Origin of the sequence: Corallococcus sp. CA054B, from assembly GCF_003611625.1 — a bacterium.
Classification (GTDB): domain Bacteria; phylum Myxococcota; class Myxococcia; order Myxococcales; family Myxococcaceae; genus Corallococcus; species Corallococcus coralloides.
Window position 1 is genome coordinate 16,551 of sequence record NZ_RAVY01000108.1, and the last position, 16,720, is coordinate 33,270.

A 16,720-nucleotide genomic window follows, 5' to 3' on the forward strand; every position below is an offset into this window, starting at 1 on the left:
AGTCAGCCGCCAGTCGCGCAGGTCCTGCCTGCTCGGCTGCACTCATGCCTTTGATTCTGCTCTTATCCATCGCTCTAAGCGGACGAGAATGGGGCTAGCAGGTGTGCGCGCAGTGGCAGGAACTGGAGCTGCCGCCGCGCCTCCGGCGTGGTGCCAGGTGGGAGTGTATGGGGTCAGCCCGTGGGCAGCTCCACGGTGAAGGTCGCGCCGTGGTCGGGCTGGCTGTCCACGCGCAGGGTGCCGTGGTGGGCTTCGACAATCTGTCTGGTGATGAAGAGGCCCAATCCCAGACCGCCGTAATGCCGTGTCGACACGGCGCGCGTGAACTTCTCGAAGATGGCCTGGAGGCTCCCCGGCGAGATGCCGATGCCTTCGTCCCTCACGCTCAGCCTTGCCCGGCCGCGGGCCTGCTCCACGCGAATCGTCACCGGGTGCCCCGTGCCGTACTTCAGCGCGTTGGACAGAAGGCTGCTCGCCACCTGCTCCAGCCGGTGGCGGTCCCAGCGGCCCATGACCCCCGGCTCCGCGTGGACGATGAGCTCGCAGCCCGCCTTCGCCGCCTGGGGCTGGAAGCGCTCCACCGTGTCGCGCACCACGTCCGTCAGGTCCACGTCCTCCAGCCGCAGCGGCGCGGAGGGGCCCGTGAGCTGGGTCACCTCCAGCAGGTCGTTGATGAGCGTGGTCATCTTCCGGATCTGCCCGGAGATGGTCTCCGCCGTCTTCACCACGCGCTCGCGCAGCGACTCCAGCGTCTGTTCTGTCTGGGCGTCCCTGACCAGGGATTGGAGCTTGAGCTGCAACGGCGTCAGAGGGGTCTTCAATTCATGCGACGCCACTGTCAGGAATTCGTCCCGGAGTGATACAGCGTGCTGGAGCTGGGCCTGTGTCTTTCTCAGCTCGGTGACGTCCTGGAGCGCCAGCAGGACCGCCTCAGGATGGCCGTGCTGGGCGGGGAGGGTGCCCGCCTCCACCAGCAGGGAGTAATGCCCCGTGGGGGTATGCCAGACGACCGGCTCCGCGTGCACGGGAGCGCCCCTCGCCGCGCGGATGCCGGGAATCTCCTCCATGGTCAGCTCCCGGCCCGCTTCGTCCGTGAAGCGGTGCGAGCCGCTCATGTAGCTCTCCTCCCGCAGGCCTCCGGGGAAATCGCCGCCGGCCAGCTGCCGGGCCAACTGGTTCGCGAAGACGATGCGACCGGTCACGGGCTGCACCAGGATGATGGCCACGGGCGTCCGGTCCAGCATCGCCTCCAGCCACTGCTGCTGGTTCTTCAGGGACGCGGCGGACTCCTCCAGCTTCTTCCGGGCCTCCACCCGCTCCGTCACGTCGATGGCGAAGGACAGCACGGAGTCCACCCGGCCCCGCACGTCGCGCAGCGGCTGGTACGCCACGTCGAACTGACGCGTCGATTGGACCCCGTCACCCTTGAAATCGGTGGTGATCGGGACCTCTTTTTCAATGAATGGCTCTCCGCGGGTATAGGCCTCTTCCAGCATTCGCGAGTACTGGGCCCCCCGTTCGCCCTTGAGGTCCTTGGCGGAGATGCCCAGCAGCTCCGCGCCTCCGGAGATCGCCTTGTAGAGGGGATTCACCAACGTGAAGATCTGCCGCTCGCCGGAGAGGATGGCGATGGACGCCGGTGCGCTCGTCAGCACGGAGCGCAGCCTCGCGCGCTCGTTCTCCGCCCGGGCCTCCGCCTGCTTGCGCTCGGTGATGTCCTCCGCCGTGGACACCCACTCCCGGATGACGCCCTTCTCCCCGAACACGGGCACCGCCCGGCCCACGACGTCCCGGTAGCCCCCCGCGTGGAAGCGCAGGCGGAACTCGCCCCGGTAGGACGTCTTCGTGCGCAGGGACTCCACCCAGCTGCGCACCACGCGCTTGCGGTCGTCCGGGTGGATGGCGGAGAGCCAGCCCAGCCCCAGGTGCTCCGCGTGCGTCTGGCCCGTGAAGGCCAGCCAGCGCGGCGCGGGCTCCACCACCTCGCCCCGGTCGTTGGTGGACCACACCGGCTGCGCCATGGCCTCCACCAGCGAGCGGTAGCGCTGCTCGCTGGCCTGGAGCGCGTCGTGGGCCCTGCGCTGTTCGGTGACCTCCGACACGATGACGCCAATGCCCAGCAACACCCCGGCGTTGGTGCGCACCGGGTAGTAGCTGACGAGGAAGTGGCGCTCCACGCCCAACTCTTTCGACGTGGCGCCCACCACCTCCACCGTCTGCGCGCCCCCTCCCTCCAGGATGCGCTGATACTGGGGACGCAGGGTGGGCCACATCTCCGGGACGATGTCCTGCACCTTGCGCCCCAGGTGCGCGGCGCGCGGCAGGCCATTCATGGCGGCGAGCGCGTCGTTCACCTGGACGAAGCGCTGCTCCATGTCCACCACCGCGAGGCCCACCGGCGTGCTCGCCACCAGCGTCTCGAGGAGCAGCCGGGAATGCGCGTCGGAGAGGGTCTCGAGGGTCTCCGGGTCGAAGCTTGCGCTGGGGCTGTCCACGCACGCCTCCTTTGACCCCGACCCTTCCCGGCGAGCTTGGAGGCAGGGCCCCGTGACGCCGCTTCCCACCATGGGAGTGGCCTGACCTGGAGGGTGTGCATCGGCGACCTCCTTGGGCAATCCACACCGGCCCGGAGGCGCGGCTGCCGCCTGGCCGGCACCCAATGACAGACGGCCGGGGGAGCGGGCCCTGCCTTCCCGCGCATGCCCTCCCGCCGGGTCAAGCCCGCGGAGGACCGGGCCTGACCTCGTCAACTGGCTTGGATTGCCAGGGCCAGCGCCTGTCGATCTCCACCTCCAGCGTGAAGCTGAGGAAGGTCCGGATGAGGACGATGAGGCCCAGGATGAACACCTGCCGCAGCGTGGGCGCCCCCGCGACCGTGCGGATGATGTCCGCCGCGACGAGCAGCTCCAGTCCCAGCAGGATGGCGCGGCCCAGGTAGTGGCGAAGCTGGCGGTATGCATCCGCCCGCCGGGGCCCCCGTGCGTCCCGGAGGACGAGCGCCACGGACACCACCGTTCCCACCACCATCACGCCCACGCCCGAGGCGTCGAACAACTGGGCGGCCAGGGTCACCAGATCCTCGAATCGCATTCATCGCTCCCCCTCCGGCAAAGGTGGTTTGCGACGCAGCGGACAACCACCGCGCTCCACCCGCCCCTCGGGGTGGGGAGGCCGTCAGAATAGACACACAAAATATCAAACCAATACATGCGTGCAGTGTTGACGCCCGCCGGGCTCCTGATTCATTGTCGCCGCCCTTCGCGTGTCACAGCGGGAGATGGGTGGTTTTGCGGGGTGCCGGGGGGTGCCGTGACGCAGCCGCTTGAAAACAGACATGGCGTTGCCCTGGAGGGTCGTTTCGCGTGATTCGCGAGATCCTCAGCGGACTGCTATGGCAGGGCCGGGTGGCCTTGCGCAGCGGCGACGTGCGCGTCTTCGCCGCGCATGGCTACGTGGATGAGGGCTACCGGCCTTCGCGTGTGCCCTTCCTCTCCGTCGTCGGTCCGCTGGGCCTGTTCTCCGAACCCGAGCGCGAGAACGGCCGCACGGGCGTCGCCACCTTCCGCGTGCCGGGCCATCTCATTGGCAGGCCTCGTGCCTCCGGGGACAGCGTGCCCCCCAATGGCTCGCTCAAGCTGCGCCTGGATGGGCGAGCCACCGTCACCCTCACGGGCCTGCCGGGCGGCTCGTTCGCCTCCGGCGCGACGGGCCCCGCGATCGCCGCCGCCATCAACGCGCGGCTGGCGAACGCGCTCGCCGGTGGACTCTTCCAGGAGCCCACCGGCGCGCCGCTCACGGACCCGTTGCTGCTGGAGGCGCTCGCCGCCGTCACCGCGCGCTGGGACGTGGAGGGGAGCCGGCTCGCGCTCAGCTCCGATGAGGGCATCCCTTCCATGGAGTTCCGCTCCAGCGTGGAGGTGCTGCCCGTCACCGGCGGCATTGAAGGCGCACTGGGCCTGGAGCCTCCAGAGCGTTCTCAAGAGGGCCGGGTGTTCCTCAGCAAGATCCGCGCGCCCAAGGCCATGGCCATCGACGTGCAGGTGGACCTGTGGGCGGGCTCGCAGGTGGACCTGGCGTCCATCATGGACACGGTGGCGCTCTCCATCCCCACGCGCGGGCAGATGGTGCTGCGCCCGTCGCTGCTGGCCGAGGACGTGCCCGAAGGCGCCACGTCGGTCCGGCTGCTGACGCGCGGTGAGCCCACGACGGTCCTGTCCCTGGTGCACCTGGAGGCCAGCGACCAGAACCTGGAGCGCGCGCGGGGGGGCCGCGTGGACCTGACGCCCGGCGCGTCCTTCCTGACCGCCTCCGAGGGCCTGCGCCTGTCCGGCACCGGCACCGCCTCCGTCCTCGTCTACCCCACGCCCGCCGTGCCCGACCCCTTCCACGCCGACAATCCGGCCCCGGACGGACTGGCGCTGTCGCTGGGGCTGCGCGTCGCCGCTGGCGCCGTGGAAGCGCAGACGCTGCCGGTGGCCGTGCTGATGGCGCAGGGCCAGCCCGTGCTGCGGCTCATCGTCCGGTACGAGATGGTGGGCACCCGGCTCATGGGCGAGGTGGTGGCCACCGCGACGCTGGCGCAGGCCACCGGGACGCAGGTCGCGGAGACGCGCTGGCGGCTTCCGGTGGAGCAGCTGGAGGCCGGCGTGGTGCTGCACGCGCGGCTGGAGGCAGGGGAGGGCGTGGTGTGGCTGTCGGCGGACGGGGTGCCGCAGCCGCTCCAGGACGCGGAGGCCACGCCCGTGCCGCCCGTCGCCGCGCCGGGCGTCACCGTCGCCGCGAGCGACATGGTGTTCACGCTGGGGTCGCAGGCGGGCACGCCGCTGGACTTCACGGTGGACCACGTGCACCTGGTGGCGGAGCCCGTGGGGCCGTTGGATCCAGCGCTGCGCCGCTCCGTCACCGCGGCCTCGCGCCTCAAGCCCGGCGACGTGGTGGTGCTGGGCACGAGCGAGGACGGCTACCGCGTGGGCAAGCAGCGCTTCCAGGCGCTGGTGCTGGGGCTGGAGGGCGACCGCGTGACGCTCAGCCGTCCGGTGGAGGGCGCCTGGGCCCGGGGCCGCACGCTCGTGTTCCAGGAGGAGTGCTTCTTCTTCCAGACGCAGCTGCGCCGCCGCGACGACCTCTTGAACCACCTGTACCGCTGCTGCGTGGACTACCGGGTCTCCGCGCTGATGGACGAGCCGAACGCGCGCAGCACCGCCCGCCTCGTCGAGAAGCCCGTGCTGGACCTCATCGCGCGCGGCGCCGCGCGAGGCGCCAGCGGCCACCCGGGAACATCCGTCACCGAAGTCGAGACCGCCAGGCGCGGGACCATCTGAAACCAGGAGGATGAACGTGGCTGAGCGACTGCATCCGGGCGTCTATGTCGAGGAGATCAGTGCCGGGGCGCGCCCCATCGAAGGGGTGGGCACGTCCACGGCGGCGTTCGTCGGACGCACCGCGCGAGGCATCCCGGCCCTGGCCTGGTTCGTCACCGGCTTCGCCGAATATGAGCGGGCCTTTGGCGGCCACGAGCCCGGAGATGCGGGGCTCGTCGCGCAGGCGGTGGAGGCCTTCTTCGATTCGGGCGGGCGGCGCGCCTACGTCGTGCGCGTGCTGCCCTCCGACGCGGTGGGTGGCGTGTCCGCACCCGTGGCCTCGCGCGCGAGCGGCGGCCTCAACGCCCTCACGTTCCTGGCGCGGGGCGCGGGCGAGTGGTCCGACTATCTCCGCGTCAACGTGAGCGACTCCCTCAACTTCCCCAGCGAGGCGTTCCGCGTGGAGGTGAACTGGACGGAGGCCGGGGCCACGCGCCGCCTGGAGACGTTCGAGGACGTGCGCATGGATCCGTCCAGCGAGGACTACGTCGGCGACCGCATCAACGACATCTCCCGCTACCTCCGCGTGCGCGACGAGTTCCAGGTGGCGCTGGCGGCGCGGGCGCCCGGCGCGGTGCTCGTCCCGGGCGTGCCTCCCAAGCTCAAGGCCGCGGTGCTGGCCAGCACGAAGTACAGCCTCTATGACGGTGGCAAGCTCCAGGTCTCCACCTGGGACGAGGCCCAGCCGGACCTGCCCCGCACGGTGCTGGACGTCCCCATCACCCAGGCCCTGGTGGTGGCCGCCGTGCCGGGCGCCGCGTTCGTCAACGGCCGCGTGCAGCTGACCGCCACGGAGCTCAAGGCCTTCCTCACCCAGGCCGTCACCGCGGCGAACCTCACCAACACCTTCGTCATCAGCGGCACGGACTCGCCGGAGATTTCGCTGAAGGTGGCCACCGGGCCCACGCTCACCATCCCCAAGCCCACGGGCGCGACGTACGACCTGGACCCGGAGGACGCCCGCGTCACCGTGGGCCCCCCGGGCGCGACCACCGTCGTGCCCATCCCCATCCTGGCGGCGAACGCCGGTGCGGTGACGCCCGCGGAGCTGAACCACTCGCTGAGCGTGGCGCTGGCCGGCAAGGTCGCGTCGGTGGTGACGGATGCGCAGGGCAACACCGTCATCACGGGCCTGGCCACGGCGGCGGGCACCTCCACGCTGTCGCTCTCCGCCACCGGCTTCACCGGCACCGCCGCTCCCGGCACGGCGGGCCTGGGCGCGGAGTCCTTCGACGGGCTCCAGCTCTCCATCAGCGAAACGCTCCAGCCCACGGTGCCCACCATGCTCCGGCAGCTGGGCTTCGCGCCGCGCGCCCGGGGCTACTCGGACGACTCGCCCGCGAACCCCGTCGTGCGTCCGGCGACGGTGACGAACCTGCGGCTCCTGGGCGGGGACGACGGCGCGGGGCCCCTGGACACGTCCGACTTCGCGGGCGACGCGAAGCTGCGCACGGGCCTGCACGCGCTGGACACGGAGGAGGTCAACATCGTGGCGCTGCCGGGCAAGAACGAGGTGTCGTTCATCGCCGCGGGCATCGCGTACTGCGACAACCGGGGCGACTGCTTCTTCCTCGCGGATGGCCCCGGCGGTGTGGACAAGGACTTCGCGGTGGTGCCGGACGACGCGAAGCAGTTCGTGGAGGGGCTGCCTTCGCGCTCGAAGAACTCGGCCATGTTCTACCCGTGGATCCGCGTGCCGGACCCCGTGGGCGTGGGCCGCAACCCCACGCGGCTGGTGCCGCCGTCCGGCCACGTGGCGGGCCTCTTCGCTCGCACGGACACCACGCGCGGCGTGTGGAAGGCGCCCGCCGGCATCGAGGCGTCCCTGGCCAACGCGCTGGGCCTCCAGTACCCCGTCATCGACGCGGAGCAGGACCAGCTCAACCCGGTGTGCCTCAACTGCCTGCGCCAGTTCCCCGGCGTGGGGCTGGTGTCGTGGGGCTCGCGCACGCTGTCGCCGGATCCGGAGTGGCGCTACATCCCGGTGCGCCGCACCGCGCTCTTCCTCAAGGAGTCCCTGCGGCGCGGCTTGATGTGGGCGGTGTTCGAGCCCAATGACGAGGAGCTCTGGGGCCGCATCCGCGTCGCCATCGAGTCCTTCATGCTGGGGCTGTTCCGGCAGGGCGCCTTCCAGGGCAGCACGCCCGAGGAGGCCTTCAGCGTCGTCTGCGACCGGAGCACGAACCCTCAGGAGAACGTGGACGCGGGCATCGTCACCGCGCAGGTGGCCTTCGCGCCGCTGAAGCCCGCGGAGTTCGTGGTCATCGAAATCAGCCAGAAGAGCCTGCTGGCGGCCTGATGCCCACGCCCGTCCCCGCCAACGCCCGCAACCCGCTGCGGACCTTCCAGTTCCGGCTCCGGATGAGCACGTCCGCGGCCGGCGACTACGTGGCGGGGGTGCGCTCCGTGTCCGGCCTGTCCGTCAGCGTGGGCGCCCATGAGACGTGGGAGGGCGGCAACAACCTGCACCGCTACGCGCAGCCCCACAAGGTGAACTGGGAGCCGCTCGTGCTGGAGCAGGGGCTGGCGCTGGACGACACGCTGGAGCGCTGGGCGCGCGCGGTGCTGGAGTTCGCGCGCACCGGCAAGGCGCCCGGCGAGCCGGTGAAGCGCGACCTCTTCCTCGACGTGTGGGACGCCTGGGCGCACCCCACGCAGGTGCCCCCGCCCGGAGGCATGGAGGCGCGCATCCGCAGCTTCCACGTGCACAACGCGTGGGTGAGCAAGTTCCACGCCCTGCCCAAGCTGGACGCCATGGCGGGCGAGGTGGCGCTCCTGTCGCTGGAGCTCACCCACGAGGGCTGGGAGCCGGTGCCCCGGCCCGTGCTGTCCCTGCCCGCGACGAGCGTCGCGACGCCCTGACGTCCCCCTTTCGAGGAGTGAAGCCATGCCCCGATTCGTCGAATCCACGAAGCGCGACCCGTACCGCAACTTCAACTTCCGCGTGCTCTTCAACAACATTGAAGTGGCCGCGTGCCGGAAGATTTCCGGCCTCACCGGCACCGTGGAGGTGGTGAAGTTCCGCTCCGGCAACAGCCCGTCCTCCGTGGACGAGCTGTCCCCGGGCCGCGTGCACTACGAGCCCCTCACGCTGGAGGCGGGCCTCACCCAGGACACGACGTTCCGGGACTGGGCCACCCAGCTCATCCGCCACGAAGCCACGCCCGGCTTCCGCGCGGCGGAGCCGGACTTCCGGCGCACCGTGGAGATTCTGGTCTTCGACCTGGACTTCAACCGGGCGGTGAAGAAGTTCGTGCTGCGCAACGCGTGGGTCTCGAAGTTCACCGCGATGTCGGAGCTGGCCGCGGAGGCGAACGAGATCCTCATCGAGTCCGTGGAGGTCCATCACGAGGGCTTCACGCTGGAGCCGGTGGTCTGACGTGCTCCTGGAACCTCCCATCCCGGTGCTGCTGCCGCACGGCCTCTTCGACGAGGACGGCCGCTGTCACCGCCAGGGCGAGCTGCGTCCGCTCACCGGCCGCGAGGAGTGGGCGCTGGCCCAGACCGGCGAGCGTCCCGGCCCGCGCGCGGTGAGCGGGTGGCTGGCGGCGTGTCTGGGACGGCTGGGGGACTACCCGCGCGTGGACGCGGAGCTGGCGGCCTGCCTCACGCGTGGAGACCGGCACCACCTGGCGCTGCACCTGCGGGCCCGGATGTACGGGGACCGCGTGACGCTGGTGGCGCGCTGCCCCGCGCCCGGATGCGAGGCGATGGCGGACGTGGACGTGCGGCTCTCCGCGCTCGCGCCGGAGCGGGTGGACGCGGCGCCGGAGGTGCTCACCGTGGCGCTGCCAGAGGGGCGGGCGGAGGTGCGCGAGCCCACGGGCGAGGACGACGCGCTGCTCGCGGAAGCCCAGGGCACCCGCGCGGAGCGGTCCGCGCTCCTCTGGTCGCGGCTGGTGGTGGTGGACGGGCAGGCGCTGACGCCTTCCGCGTGGCTGGCGCTGCCCGCGCGCTCACGGCACGCGGTGGCGCTGGCGTTGGCGGACGGCACGAGCGCGCCGGACCTGGGGCTCCTGGCGCGCTGTCCGAAGTGCTCCGCGTGGTTGGAGCTGGAGCTGGATCCGTTCGCGCTCCTGGCTCGCGAGCTGAAGGGCGGTGCCGCGCGGCTGGAGACGGAGGTGCACGTGCTGGCCTTCCACTACCACTGGTCGGAGGCGGACATCCTGGCCCTGCCGCGGGCCCGGCGGTGGCGCTACCTGGAGCTGCTTCGCAACGAGCTGGAAGGCCGTCCGCTGGTGGATGGCTGGAGCTGACGAGAGGACGGGACACGCCATGGCCCCACCCCCGGTGCAAGGACAGGTCGGACTCACCCGCCGCGAGATGGAGCGTGAGCTCGCGTGGATGCTGCGCAGCGTGCCGGACAACCCGAAGGAGTTCGTGAAGCTGTTCACCCAGACGGTGGTGGCGCTGATGGACAAGAACAATGAAGCCATCGCCCGGAGCCTCGCCCAACGCGAGCCGCCCGGCGTCCGGGGCAACGGATGACGCGCAACCTGGACCCGACGCTCATCGCGTTCGATCAGCAGCTCCAGAAGGGCATGCTGGTGACGCTGCCGCCGTCATCCGCCGACCCGAAGGCCGAGCCGGGCGTGCGGGCGCTGCGCTTCCAGTACAACCCGGAGACGGTGACGCGCACGCGCGCGGGCCAGTGGGAGACGAAGCCCGGCAAGACGCCCGAGCAGACCAAGGTCCTCACCGACGGTCAGCGCGGCGGCGGCCTGCACGCCAAGAGCGAGACCATTGCGTTGAAGCTCGTCTTCGACGTGACGGAGGCGCTGCTGCGGGACACGAAGGGGGAGGGCACCCAGGGCGTGCTGCCGGAGCTGGCCATGCTGGAGGGCATGGCGCTGGGCAAGGACCAGACGGGCGAGGAGGAGAAGAAGCCCGCGACGAAGCTCGTCTCGCTCAACCCCTCGGAGCTGCTCTTGATGCTGGGGCCGCGCACCTTCCCGGTGGTCATCACCGGGATGACCATCGTGGAGCAGCGGTTCGACCCGGCGTTGTTCCCGCTGCGCGCGGAGGTGGACCTGCGCATGCGCATCCTGGAGGTGGGGGAGAACGCGGCGAACAGCAAGGTGGCCCAGGCGTTCGCCAACCTGCGCGACCAGCGCCTGCGGATGGAGGACCTGGCGGCGGTGAAGGGCGCGGACGCGAGCACCCTCATCGCGCAGGCCCTGGCGCCGCAGGTGAAGCTCAACGGGGAGAGCTGAAGAGGCGGCCATGAGCGACCCTTCCTCGCGATACAAGGACCTGCCGACGTACGCGGTGCCGCTGGGCCCGGAGGGCGCCACGGTGTCGCTGTACGTGCCCCGCGTGGCGCCGCGCGTGCCCACGTCGCTGCTGCACAAGGTGGTGGCGGGGGACCGGTTGGACCTGCTCGCGCAGCGCTACTTCAGCGACCCGTACCAGGCGTGGCGCATCGTGGACGCCAACCCCACCTTCGAGCCCGAGGCGCTCCTGGAGCCGGGCACGGTGCTGTTCATCCCGGAGAAGCCCTGATGGCGGAGCAGCGCGCGGCGTTCCTCCAGCTCTGGATTGACGGGCAGCCCATGACGGACGCCCGTGGCCGGGTGTCGCGCCTGGAGGTGGACGAGCGCACCGATGACGCGTCGTCCTTCCACCTGTCCCTGGACATGGCGCCCACGAACTCGGGGGACTGGGACGCGCTGGCGGACGGGCGCTTCGCGCTGCTCAAGCGCATCACCATCAGCTTCGGACTGGGGGCTCCGGACAGCGAGGCGCCGGACGTGCAGGAGGTGGTGTTCGACGGCTACATCACCGCGGTGGAGCCGTACTTCGGTCCCTCGCGCGTGCCGGACTCGTCGCTGGAGGTGTACGGGCTGGACGCGTCGTGCCTGATGCACCTGGAGGAGCGCACGCGCTCGTTCAGCGGGCTGTCCGACGCGGGCATCGTGCGGCAGCTGTACGGGGAATATGGCTTCGCGCTGGACGTGCAGGAGACGGCGCCCGTGCGCGACCTGGCGCGGGCGGTGGTGCTCCAGCGCGGCACGGATGCATCGCTCATCCGGTGGCTTGCGCGGCGCAACGGCTTTGAGGCGTTCGTTGAGCGCAAGCAGGGGCCGGTGGGCGCGGGCGCCAACGCGGCGCTGGAGAGCGTGGGTCACTTCCACCTGCCCCGGCCGGATGGACCGAAGCAGCCGGACCTGTCGCTCATTCCCCGCTCCACGCCGACCGTCATCGAGCTCAAGGCGCGCTGGGAGAGCCACCGTCCCACGGAGATTCATGGCGAGCACATCGACGAGCGCACGCGGCGGATCCGCTCCGCCACGGTGACGGCTCCGCGCTTCCCTCGCATGGGGCCCACGGGCCGCGCGGACATCCTGAAGGCGCGCATGGCGGCGGTGCTGCCCAAGCGGCCCCAGACGAAGGCGGTGGGGCTGCAGTACGTGGACGTGCCGCACGACGTGCCGGAGGTGGAGAACCTGGCGTGGTCGGACTACCGCGAGGCGGACTGGCTCGCGGAGGCGAACGGTACGGTGCAGGGCCTGCGCTACGAGCGCATCCTCCGCGCCCGGCGTCCGGTGGGGCTCGTGGGGGCGGGCAAGCTGATGGATGGCACCTGGTACGTGCGCGGCGCGCGGCACCGCTGGGTGTGGGCGGAGGCGCTGGCCCGCTACGAGGTGGACGTGGACCTGGCGCGCGACGCGCTCAACGGGGTGGCGTGATGGGACGCGGCCTGCACTTCCCCTTCCAGCTGGGAGACCTGGGCACGCCGCGCACGGTGGGGTCCTCGCAGGTCATCCGGCAGCAGCTGGAGCAGTTGCTCTTCACGCTGCCCGGGGAGCGGGTGAACCGGCCGCGCTTCGGGTGCGGCGTGCAGCGGATGGTGTTCGGCGCCGCGAGCCCGGAGTCCGCCGCCACGGCCGAGTACATCATCCGCCTCAACGTGCAGGAGTTCATGCGCGACCAGGTGCGCCTGGACGCGGTGAAGGTGAGCGCCGAGGACGCGACGCTCTACGTGGACATCCTCTACACGCTGCTGGCGACAGGTGAGGAACACGCGGAGCTGTTCCGCCGGGACCTGGAGGCGCCGCCGTGAGCGCGCGGGTCCTGACATTGCCGCTGGAGGCGTCGCTCGCGGAGGCGCAGGCCGCGTTGCAGGCCACGCCGCCGGGCGAGGTGGAGTGGGCGCTGCCCGTGGGCGAGGGCGTGCTCTCCACGGACTTCGTCATCGGCACGCCCGCGCACGCGCTGCGGCTCACGGGCGCCCCGGGTGTGACGCTGAAGCTCGACGGCGGGACGCTCGAGGTCACGGGGCTCGTCACCGGCCTGTCGGGCGTGGCGGTGGTGTCGGTGGACGCCGGGCTGGTCCTCCTGGGGAAGCGGGTGGAGGTGTCGGACGTCACGGTGAGCGCCACGGCGTCGGGGGATTGCGCGGCGGTGAGCGTGGAGACGCCGGACGGCACGGTGGTCATCGACTCGCTCACGGTGACGCAGGCGAAGGGCGAGGTGGCGACAGGGCTTCGGCTGCTGGCGACGGAGGCCCGGGTGACGGGCCTGTCCGTGGACGGCGTGAGGGCCTCGGTGGGAGAGGCCTTCGGCGTGCGGGCGGTCTGCCAGCGGTCGCAGTGGGCGGACGTGTCGGTGCGCGACGTCACAGGCATGGAGACGGCCGTGGGCCTGGAGCTGGCGGGCTTCACCCGCGCGGACCTGTCCGGGCTCACGGTGTCGGAGGTCTCCGGGCCGAACGCGACCGGCGCACGGGTGCTGGTGGCCCGGGAGGAGGGCGAGGGACTGTCCATGGTGGACGTGTCCGTGAGCGGGGTGGCTGCGTTCGGAGTGCAGTGGAGCATCGGGCTCGTGGCGGCTTCGGTGGGCGCGCTTCAGGTGCGTGGCTTCACCGTGCAGCGGGTGCAGGGCGGGTTCCCGATGGGCGTGCTCGCGCTGGGTGGGCGGAGCATCGAAGTGTCCATGGGGCAGGTGGAGGATGTCACCGCCGGAACGCGCGCCACGGGCATGCGGGTGCTGGGGGGACCTTCGCTGGAGCCGGTGGTGGTTCGCGACGTGGAGGTGAGCCGTGTGTCGGCGGCGCCTGTGCCGGTGTCCGCGGAGCCCGCCGCGGCGTGGTCGGACTGGCTCACCGTCGCGTTGGAGGCACTGTCTGCTTCGGTCGTGGGGCCTCTGACGCTGCCTGGGTTTCCCATCGATGCGGACGTCGTGGGCCTGCACGTGGCCGCGCCGCTGGGGGGCCTGGAGCCGGTGCTCGACGTGGGCACGCCGGGAGAGATTGCCGTCGAGGACTGCTCCCTCTTCGTCATCACCGGCACCGCGCTGCAACTGGAGGGCGGGTTGCGCACAGCGCTGGTGCGTCGCACCGAGGCCTGGACGTCGGTGCACGCGGGGTGGTTCCAGGCGGAGCAGCTGCTGCTCGCGCAGCTGACCTGGCACCGGCATGCGCATGGGCTCCGGCTGGGGCCCGGGGAGGTTCGCGCCTACGACTCGCTCTTCACGGCCATCGTGGGGGCGCCCTTCGTGCTGGCTCCGGACGCGGAGCTGTCCGCATCTCCCGCGCTGTTCGCACAGGGCGCGGCCCCGCCGTTCCTGGAGGTGGGGCCGCTGCCGTACCGGGTGCCGGGGACTCCGGAGGTTCCTCCGGTGTTGCTCACTGGCGGCCTGCCGCCTCCGGAGACCGTGGACCTGCGGCTGGTGCCGGATGCGGCCATCTCGCGCGCGGCCGTGCCGGTTCCGGGCGAGGGGCCTCGCGATCCGGCGCCATTCATTGGCGCGTGGGCTCCGGACGTGGTGCCGGGCTGCGACGTGAGGGATCCTCAGCCGCGCCCGTGGCTCACGGCCCCGGAGCGGCCGGCACCTGGCGCGCTGGTGGACTACCGGGCGCGCGACGCGCAGTCGCTGCTGGCGGTGATGCTGGAGCGGGCCCGTACGGTGATGGCGCCGTGGGAGGACCGGGGGCCCGCGGACTTCACGACCATGTTGCTGGAGGCCGTGGCCGCGCAGCTGGACTCGCTGGCGTATCAGCAGGAGCGCGCGGTGGTGGAGGGCTTCCTGGAGGACGCCCGGTTGCGGCGCTCCGTGGAGGACCACGCGCGCGGCTTGGACTACGCGCCGGACCCGGGGCTCTCCGCCACGGTGATGCTGCGGTTCCGGTTGGATCCAGAGTCGCTCGCGGTGCTGGTGAAGGCGCGGCTGGAGGAGCTGGACCTGACGGTGCTTCCGCCCGGCACCACCGCGCTGGAGTTCCTCACCGGGGGCGGCGTGCTGGAGATCCCCGCCGAAACGCTGGTGGCGAATGCCTCCACGGACGAGCACTCACTGGTGTTCGTCACGGAGTCGCCCCTGTCGTACTTCCCCCGGCTGGAGTCCGTGACGCTCGCGGAGTCCGTGCAGCCGGGAGACACGGGCGCCACGCTCGCGGGCCTGTACCCGGAGCTGGAGGCCGGCCGGTGGTTGATCCTCTACCGCGGCCGTGGTGAGGGCGGACACGTGGTGCGCGTGACGTCCGTGGCGCTCGCCACCGATACGACGTTCGTCGGGTGGGATCCGCGCAGGTTCGCGCCGGAGGTGTTCCTGGCCCCCGGCGACCCCGCGCCCGGGCCTCGGGCGACGGTGCTGGGCAACGTGGTGCCCGCTCATCACGGGCTGCCGGTGACGCCGCTTCCGGAGGGCTTCGAGGCGGACTCGGCGGAGCCCTTCGCGCGCAGCCTCGCGCAGTGGCGCGCGTTGCTGTCCCCGGTCGTGGACGGCAGCGAGGAGCGCGAGTTCGCCCTGCCGTTCCATCCGGTCAGCGTCCAGGCCTCCGGGTATCCCCTGCCGGGAGAGACGTCGCGGCGCGGGACGCCCCAGCTCCAGGTGAGCGTGGAGGACGACCCATGGACGCGGGTGGATGACCTGTCCGTCCAGGGGCCGGGGGATGAGGTGTTCGTGCTGCGCGCGACGCCCACGGGCGGCGCCAGCCTGCGCTGGGGCGATGGCGTCAACGGCGCGGCGCTGCCGCCTCGGGAGACGACGCTGGGACTGTCGCTGCGCGTCGGGCTGGGGACGGTGGCCAACGTGGGGGAGGGCGTGCTCACGCGGTTGCTCCAGGTGCCATTGGATCCGCAGCGCTCCGCGTCCGCGGGCGAGCTGCTGGCTCAATCCATGGATGACTTGCGCGCGTTGGTGCGCGTGGACAATCCGCTGCCCGCGGTGGAGGGACGCGACGCGGAGTCGCTCGACGCCATTCGCTACCGGGCACCGGCGGGCGTGTCGCAGCCGCTGTCCGCCGTCACGGTGGATGACTACGTGCGGATGCTCCAGCAGATGCCGGAGGTGGCGGGGGCGTCGGCGCGCGCCGTGGACCGGGACCTGCGCACGGTCATCCGCGTGACGGTGTTGCTGCGCGACGAGGACACGCTCGACCGCGACGAGCTGCTTCGCCGGTGGGCCGGGGTGCGCAGCCGGCTGGAGGAGATCCGGCTGCTGGGCGTGGACGTGGAAGCGCTGCCGCCCAGATGGGTGCCGCTCGACTTGGACCTGGAGGTGGACGCCGCGCCCCATGCGCAGGCCGACCAGGTGCGAGACGCGGTGGTGGGCGCCATCGCCGGGGACGGCGGCCTGTTGGATCCGGACCGCTCCGGCCTGAACGGCGACGTGCAGCTCGCGGACCTGTACCAGGCGGTGCTGCGCGTACCGGGCGTGACGGCGGTGCGGGTGAAGCGCTTCCGCAGGCTGGAGCCCCACTCGCAGGAGCGGCTGGAGGCGGGCGTCATTCCCATTGGGCCGGACGAGGTGGCCACCGCTCGGGGTGGTTACTGGCCGGGTTCGGAAGGCGTCCTCACGGTGCAGGTGTGCGGAGGGCTGCGATGAGCCGCGTTCCCTCCACGCACCAGGCGCTGACGCATGAGCAGCTGCGCACCCGGCTGGGCGAGTCGGCGCGCATCGTCTTCACCCGGCTGGACGAGGCGCCCACCTGGAATCCGCTCGCGTACGCGGCGCCGTCCTCGGTGGACCTGGGGCGGGGGCTGCTGGACAGCGTGGCGCTCGCGCTGCACGTGCTGTGGACGTATCAGCAGGCGTGGGCGGAGGAGGGCTTCCTCGCCACGGCGCGGCTGGAGGACTCCGTCTCGAAGTTGCTCGGGCACATCGGCTATCGGCCGAGCCCGGGCACCGCGGCGGTGGGGCTCCAGCACTTCCGCTGCAAGGCGAATGTGCGCGGCACGCTGTCGGCGGGAACGGCGGTGAACTCAGCGGCCGAAGGGGAAGAGACCGCCGCCGTGTTCGAGACGCTCGCGCCGCTGCGCCTGCTGCCGGAGCTCAACGAGCTGCGTGCGTTCCTGCCTCCTCCGGTTGGAGCGGGATCCGGGACGGAGACGGGCGGGGGAACGGGAACAGGTGGAGGA

At 71.7% G+C, this 16,720-nt stretch carries 14 protein-coding genes; 12 read left to right on the forward strand and 2 right to left on the reverse strand.

The features are described from left to right. Nucleotides 1-173 precede the first annotated feature (173 nt). Both D7V80_RS24265 and D7V80_RS24270 read right to left on the reverse strand, forming a co-directional pair. Nucleotides 174-2,495: a PAS domain-containing sensor histidine kinase gene (locus tag D7V80_RS24265; protein WP_158616693.1), complete on the reverse strand. Its 2,322-nt coding sequence runs from the start codon at nt 2,493-2,495 to the stop codon at nt 174-176. Between the two features lie 220 nt (nt 2,496-2,715). Continuing rightward, nucleotides 2,716-3,090 carry a DUF1622 domain-containing protein gene (locus D7V80_RS24270; RefSeq protein ID WP_120590425.1) on the reverse strand — a complete coding sequence of 125 codons (375 nt, stop codon included), beginning with the start codon at nt 3,088-3,090 and terminating at the stop codon, nt 2,716-2,718. Nucleotides 3,091-3,362: 272 nt separating this feature from the next. Here D7V80_RS24270 and D7V80_RS24275 point away from each other — a divergent pair, with 272 nt between their 5' ends. The 12 genes from D7V80_RS24275 to D7V80_RS24325 form a co-directional block, all read left to right on the forward strand. Beyond that, nucleotides 3,363-5,321, forward strand: coding sequence for a hypothetical protein (locus D7V80_RS24275; RefSeq protein WP_120590426.1), 1,959 nt, complete (start codon nt 3,363-3,365; stop codon nt 5,319-5,321). A gap of 16 nt (nt 5,322-5,337) precedes the next feature. Further along, the gene (locus tag D7V80_RS24280) at nt 5,338-7,659 is read left to right on the forward strand and encodes a phage tail sheath C-terminal domain-containing protein (RefSeq protein WP_158616694.1); all 2,322 of its coding nucleotides are present in this window, start codon (nt 5,338-5,340) and stop codon (nt 7,657-7,659) included. Further along, the gene (locus tag D7V80_RS24285) at nt 7,659-8,222 is read left to right on the forward strand and encodes a phage tail protein (RefSeq protein WP_120590428.1); all 564 of its coding nucleotides are present in this window, start codon (nt 7,659-7,661) and stop codon (nt 8,220-8,222) included. The genes D7V80_RS24280 and D7V80_RS24285 overlap by 1 nt, the downstream gene beginning before the upstream one ends. Before the next feature lie 25 nt (nt 8,223-8,247). After that, on the forward strand, nt 8,248-8,739 hold the full coding sequence (locus D7V80_RS24290; protein WP_120590429.1) for a phage tail protein: 492 nt from the start codon (nt 8,248-8,250) through the stop codon (nt 8,737-8,739). Between the two features lies 1 nt (nt 8,740). Beyond that, on the forward strand, nt 8,741-9,616 hold the full coding sequence (locus D7V80_RS24295; RefSeq protein WP_120590430.1) for a hypothetical protein: 876 nt from the start codon (nt 8,741-8,743) through the stop codon (nt 9,614-9,616). A gap of 19 nt (nt 9,617-9,635) precedes the next feature. After that, nucleotides 9,636-9,848, forward strand: a complete 213-nt coding sequence (locus D7V80_RS41480) for a hypothetical protein (RefSeq protein WP_014396083.1) — start codon at nt 9,636-9,638, stop codon at nt 9,846-9,848. Then, complete coding sequence (locus D7V80_RS24300) at nt 9,845-10,573, forward strand: hypothetical protein (protein WP_120590431.1); 729 nt, start codon at nt 9,845-9,847, stop codon at nt 10,571-10,573. The genes D7V80_RS41480 and D7V80_RS24300 overlap by 4 nt, the downstream gene beginning before the upstream one ends. Before the next feature lie 10 nt (nt 10,574-10,583). Continuing rightward, nucleotides 10,584-10,862 carry a LysM domain-containing protein gene (locus D7V80_RS24305; protein WP_014396085.1) on the forward strand — a complete coding sequence of 93 codons (279 nt, stop codon included), beginning with the start codon at nt 10,584-10,586 and terminating at the stop codon, nt 10,860-10,862. Beyond that, nucleotides 10,862-12,049 (forward strand): phage late control D family protein, encoded by a 1,188-nt coding sequence (locus tag D7V80_RS24310; RefSeq protein ID WP_120590432.1) that lies wholly within the window; start codon nt 10,862-10,864, stop codon nt 12,047-12,049. The genes D7V80_RS24305 and D7V80_RS24310 overlap by 1 nt, the downstream gene beginning before the upstream one ends. Further along, on the forward strand, nt 12,049-12,423 hold the full coding sequence (locus tag D7V80_RS24315) for a GPW/gp25 family protein (RefSeq protein ID WP_014396087.1): 375 nt from the start codon (nt 12,049-12,051) through the stop codon (nt 12,421-12,423). Before D7V80_RS24310 ends, D7V80_RS24315 begins: the two co-directional genes overlap by 1 nt. Continuing rightward, nucleotides 12,420-16,187, forward strand: coding sequence for a baseplate J/gp47 family protein (locus tag D7V80_RS24320; protein WP_120590434.1), 3,768 nt, complete (start codon nt 12,420-12,422; stop codon nt 16,185-16,187). The genes D7V80_RS24315 and D7V80_RS24320 overlap by 4 nt, the downstream gene beginning before the upstream one ends. Further along, on the forward strand, nt 16,184-16,720 hold a 537-nt coding region (locus D7V80_RS24325), incomplete at its 3' end, for a hypothetical protein (RefSeq protein ID WP_199738838.1). The genes D7V80_RS24320 and D7V80_RS24325, both read left to right, overlap by 4 nt.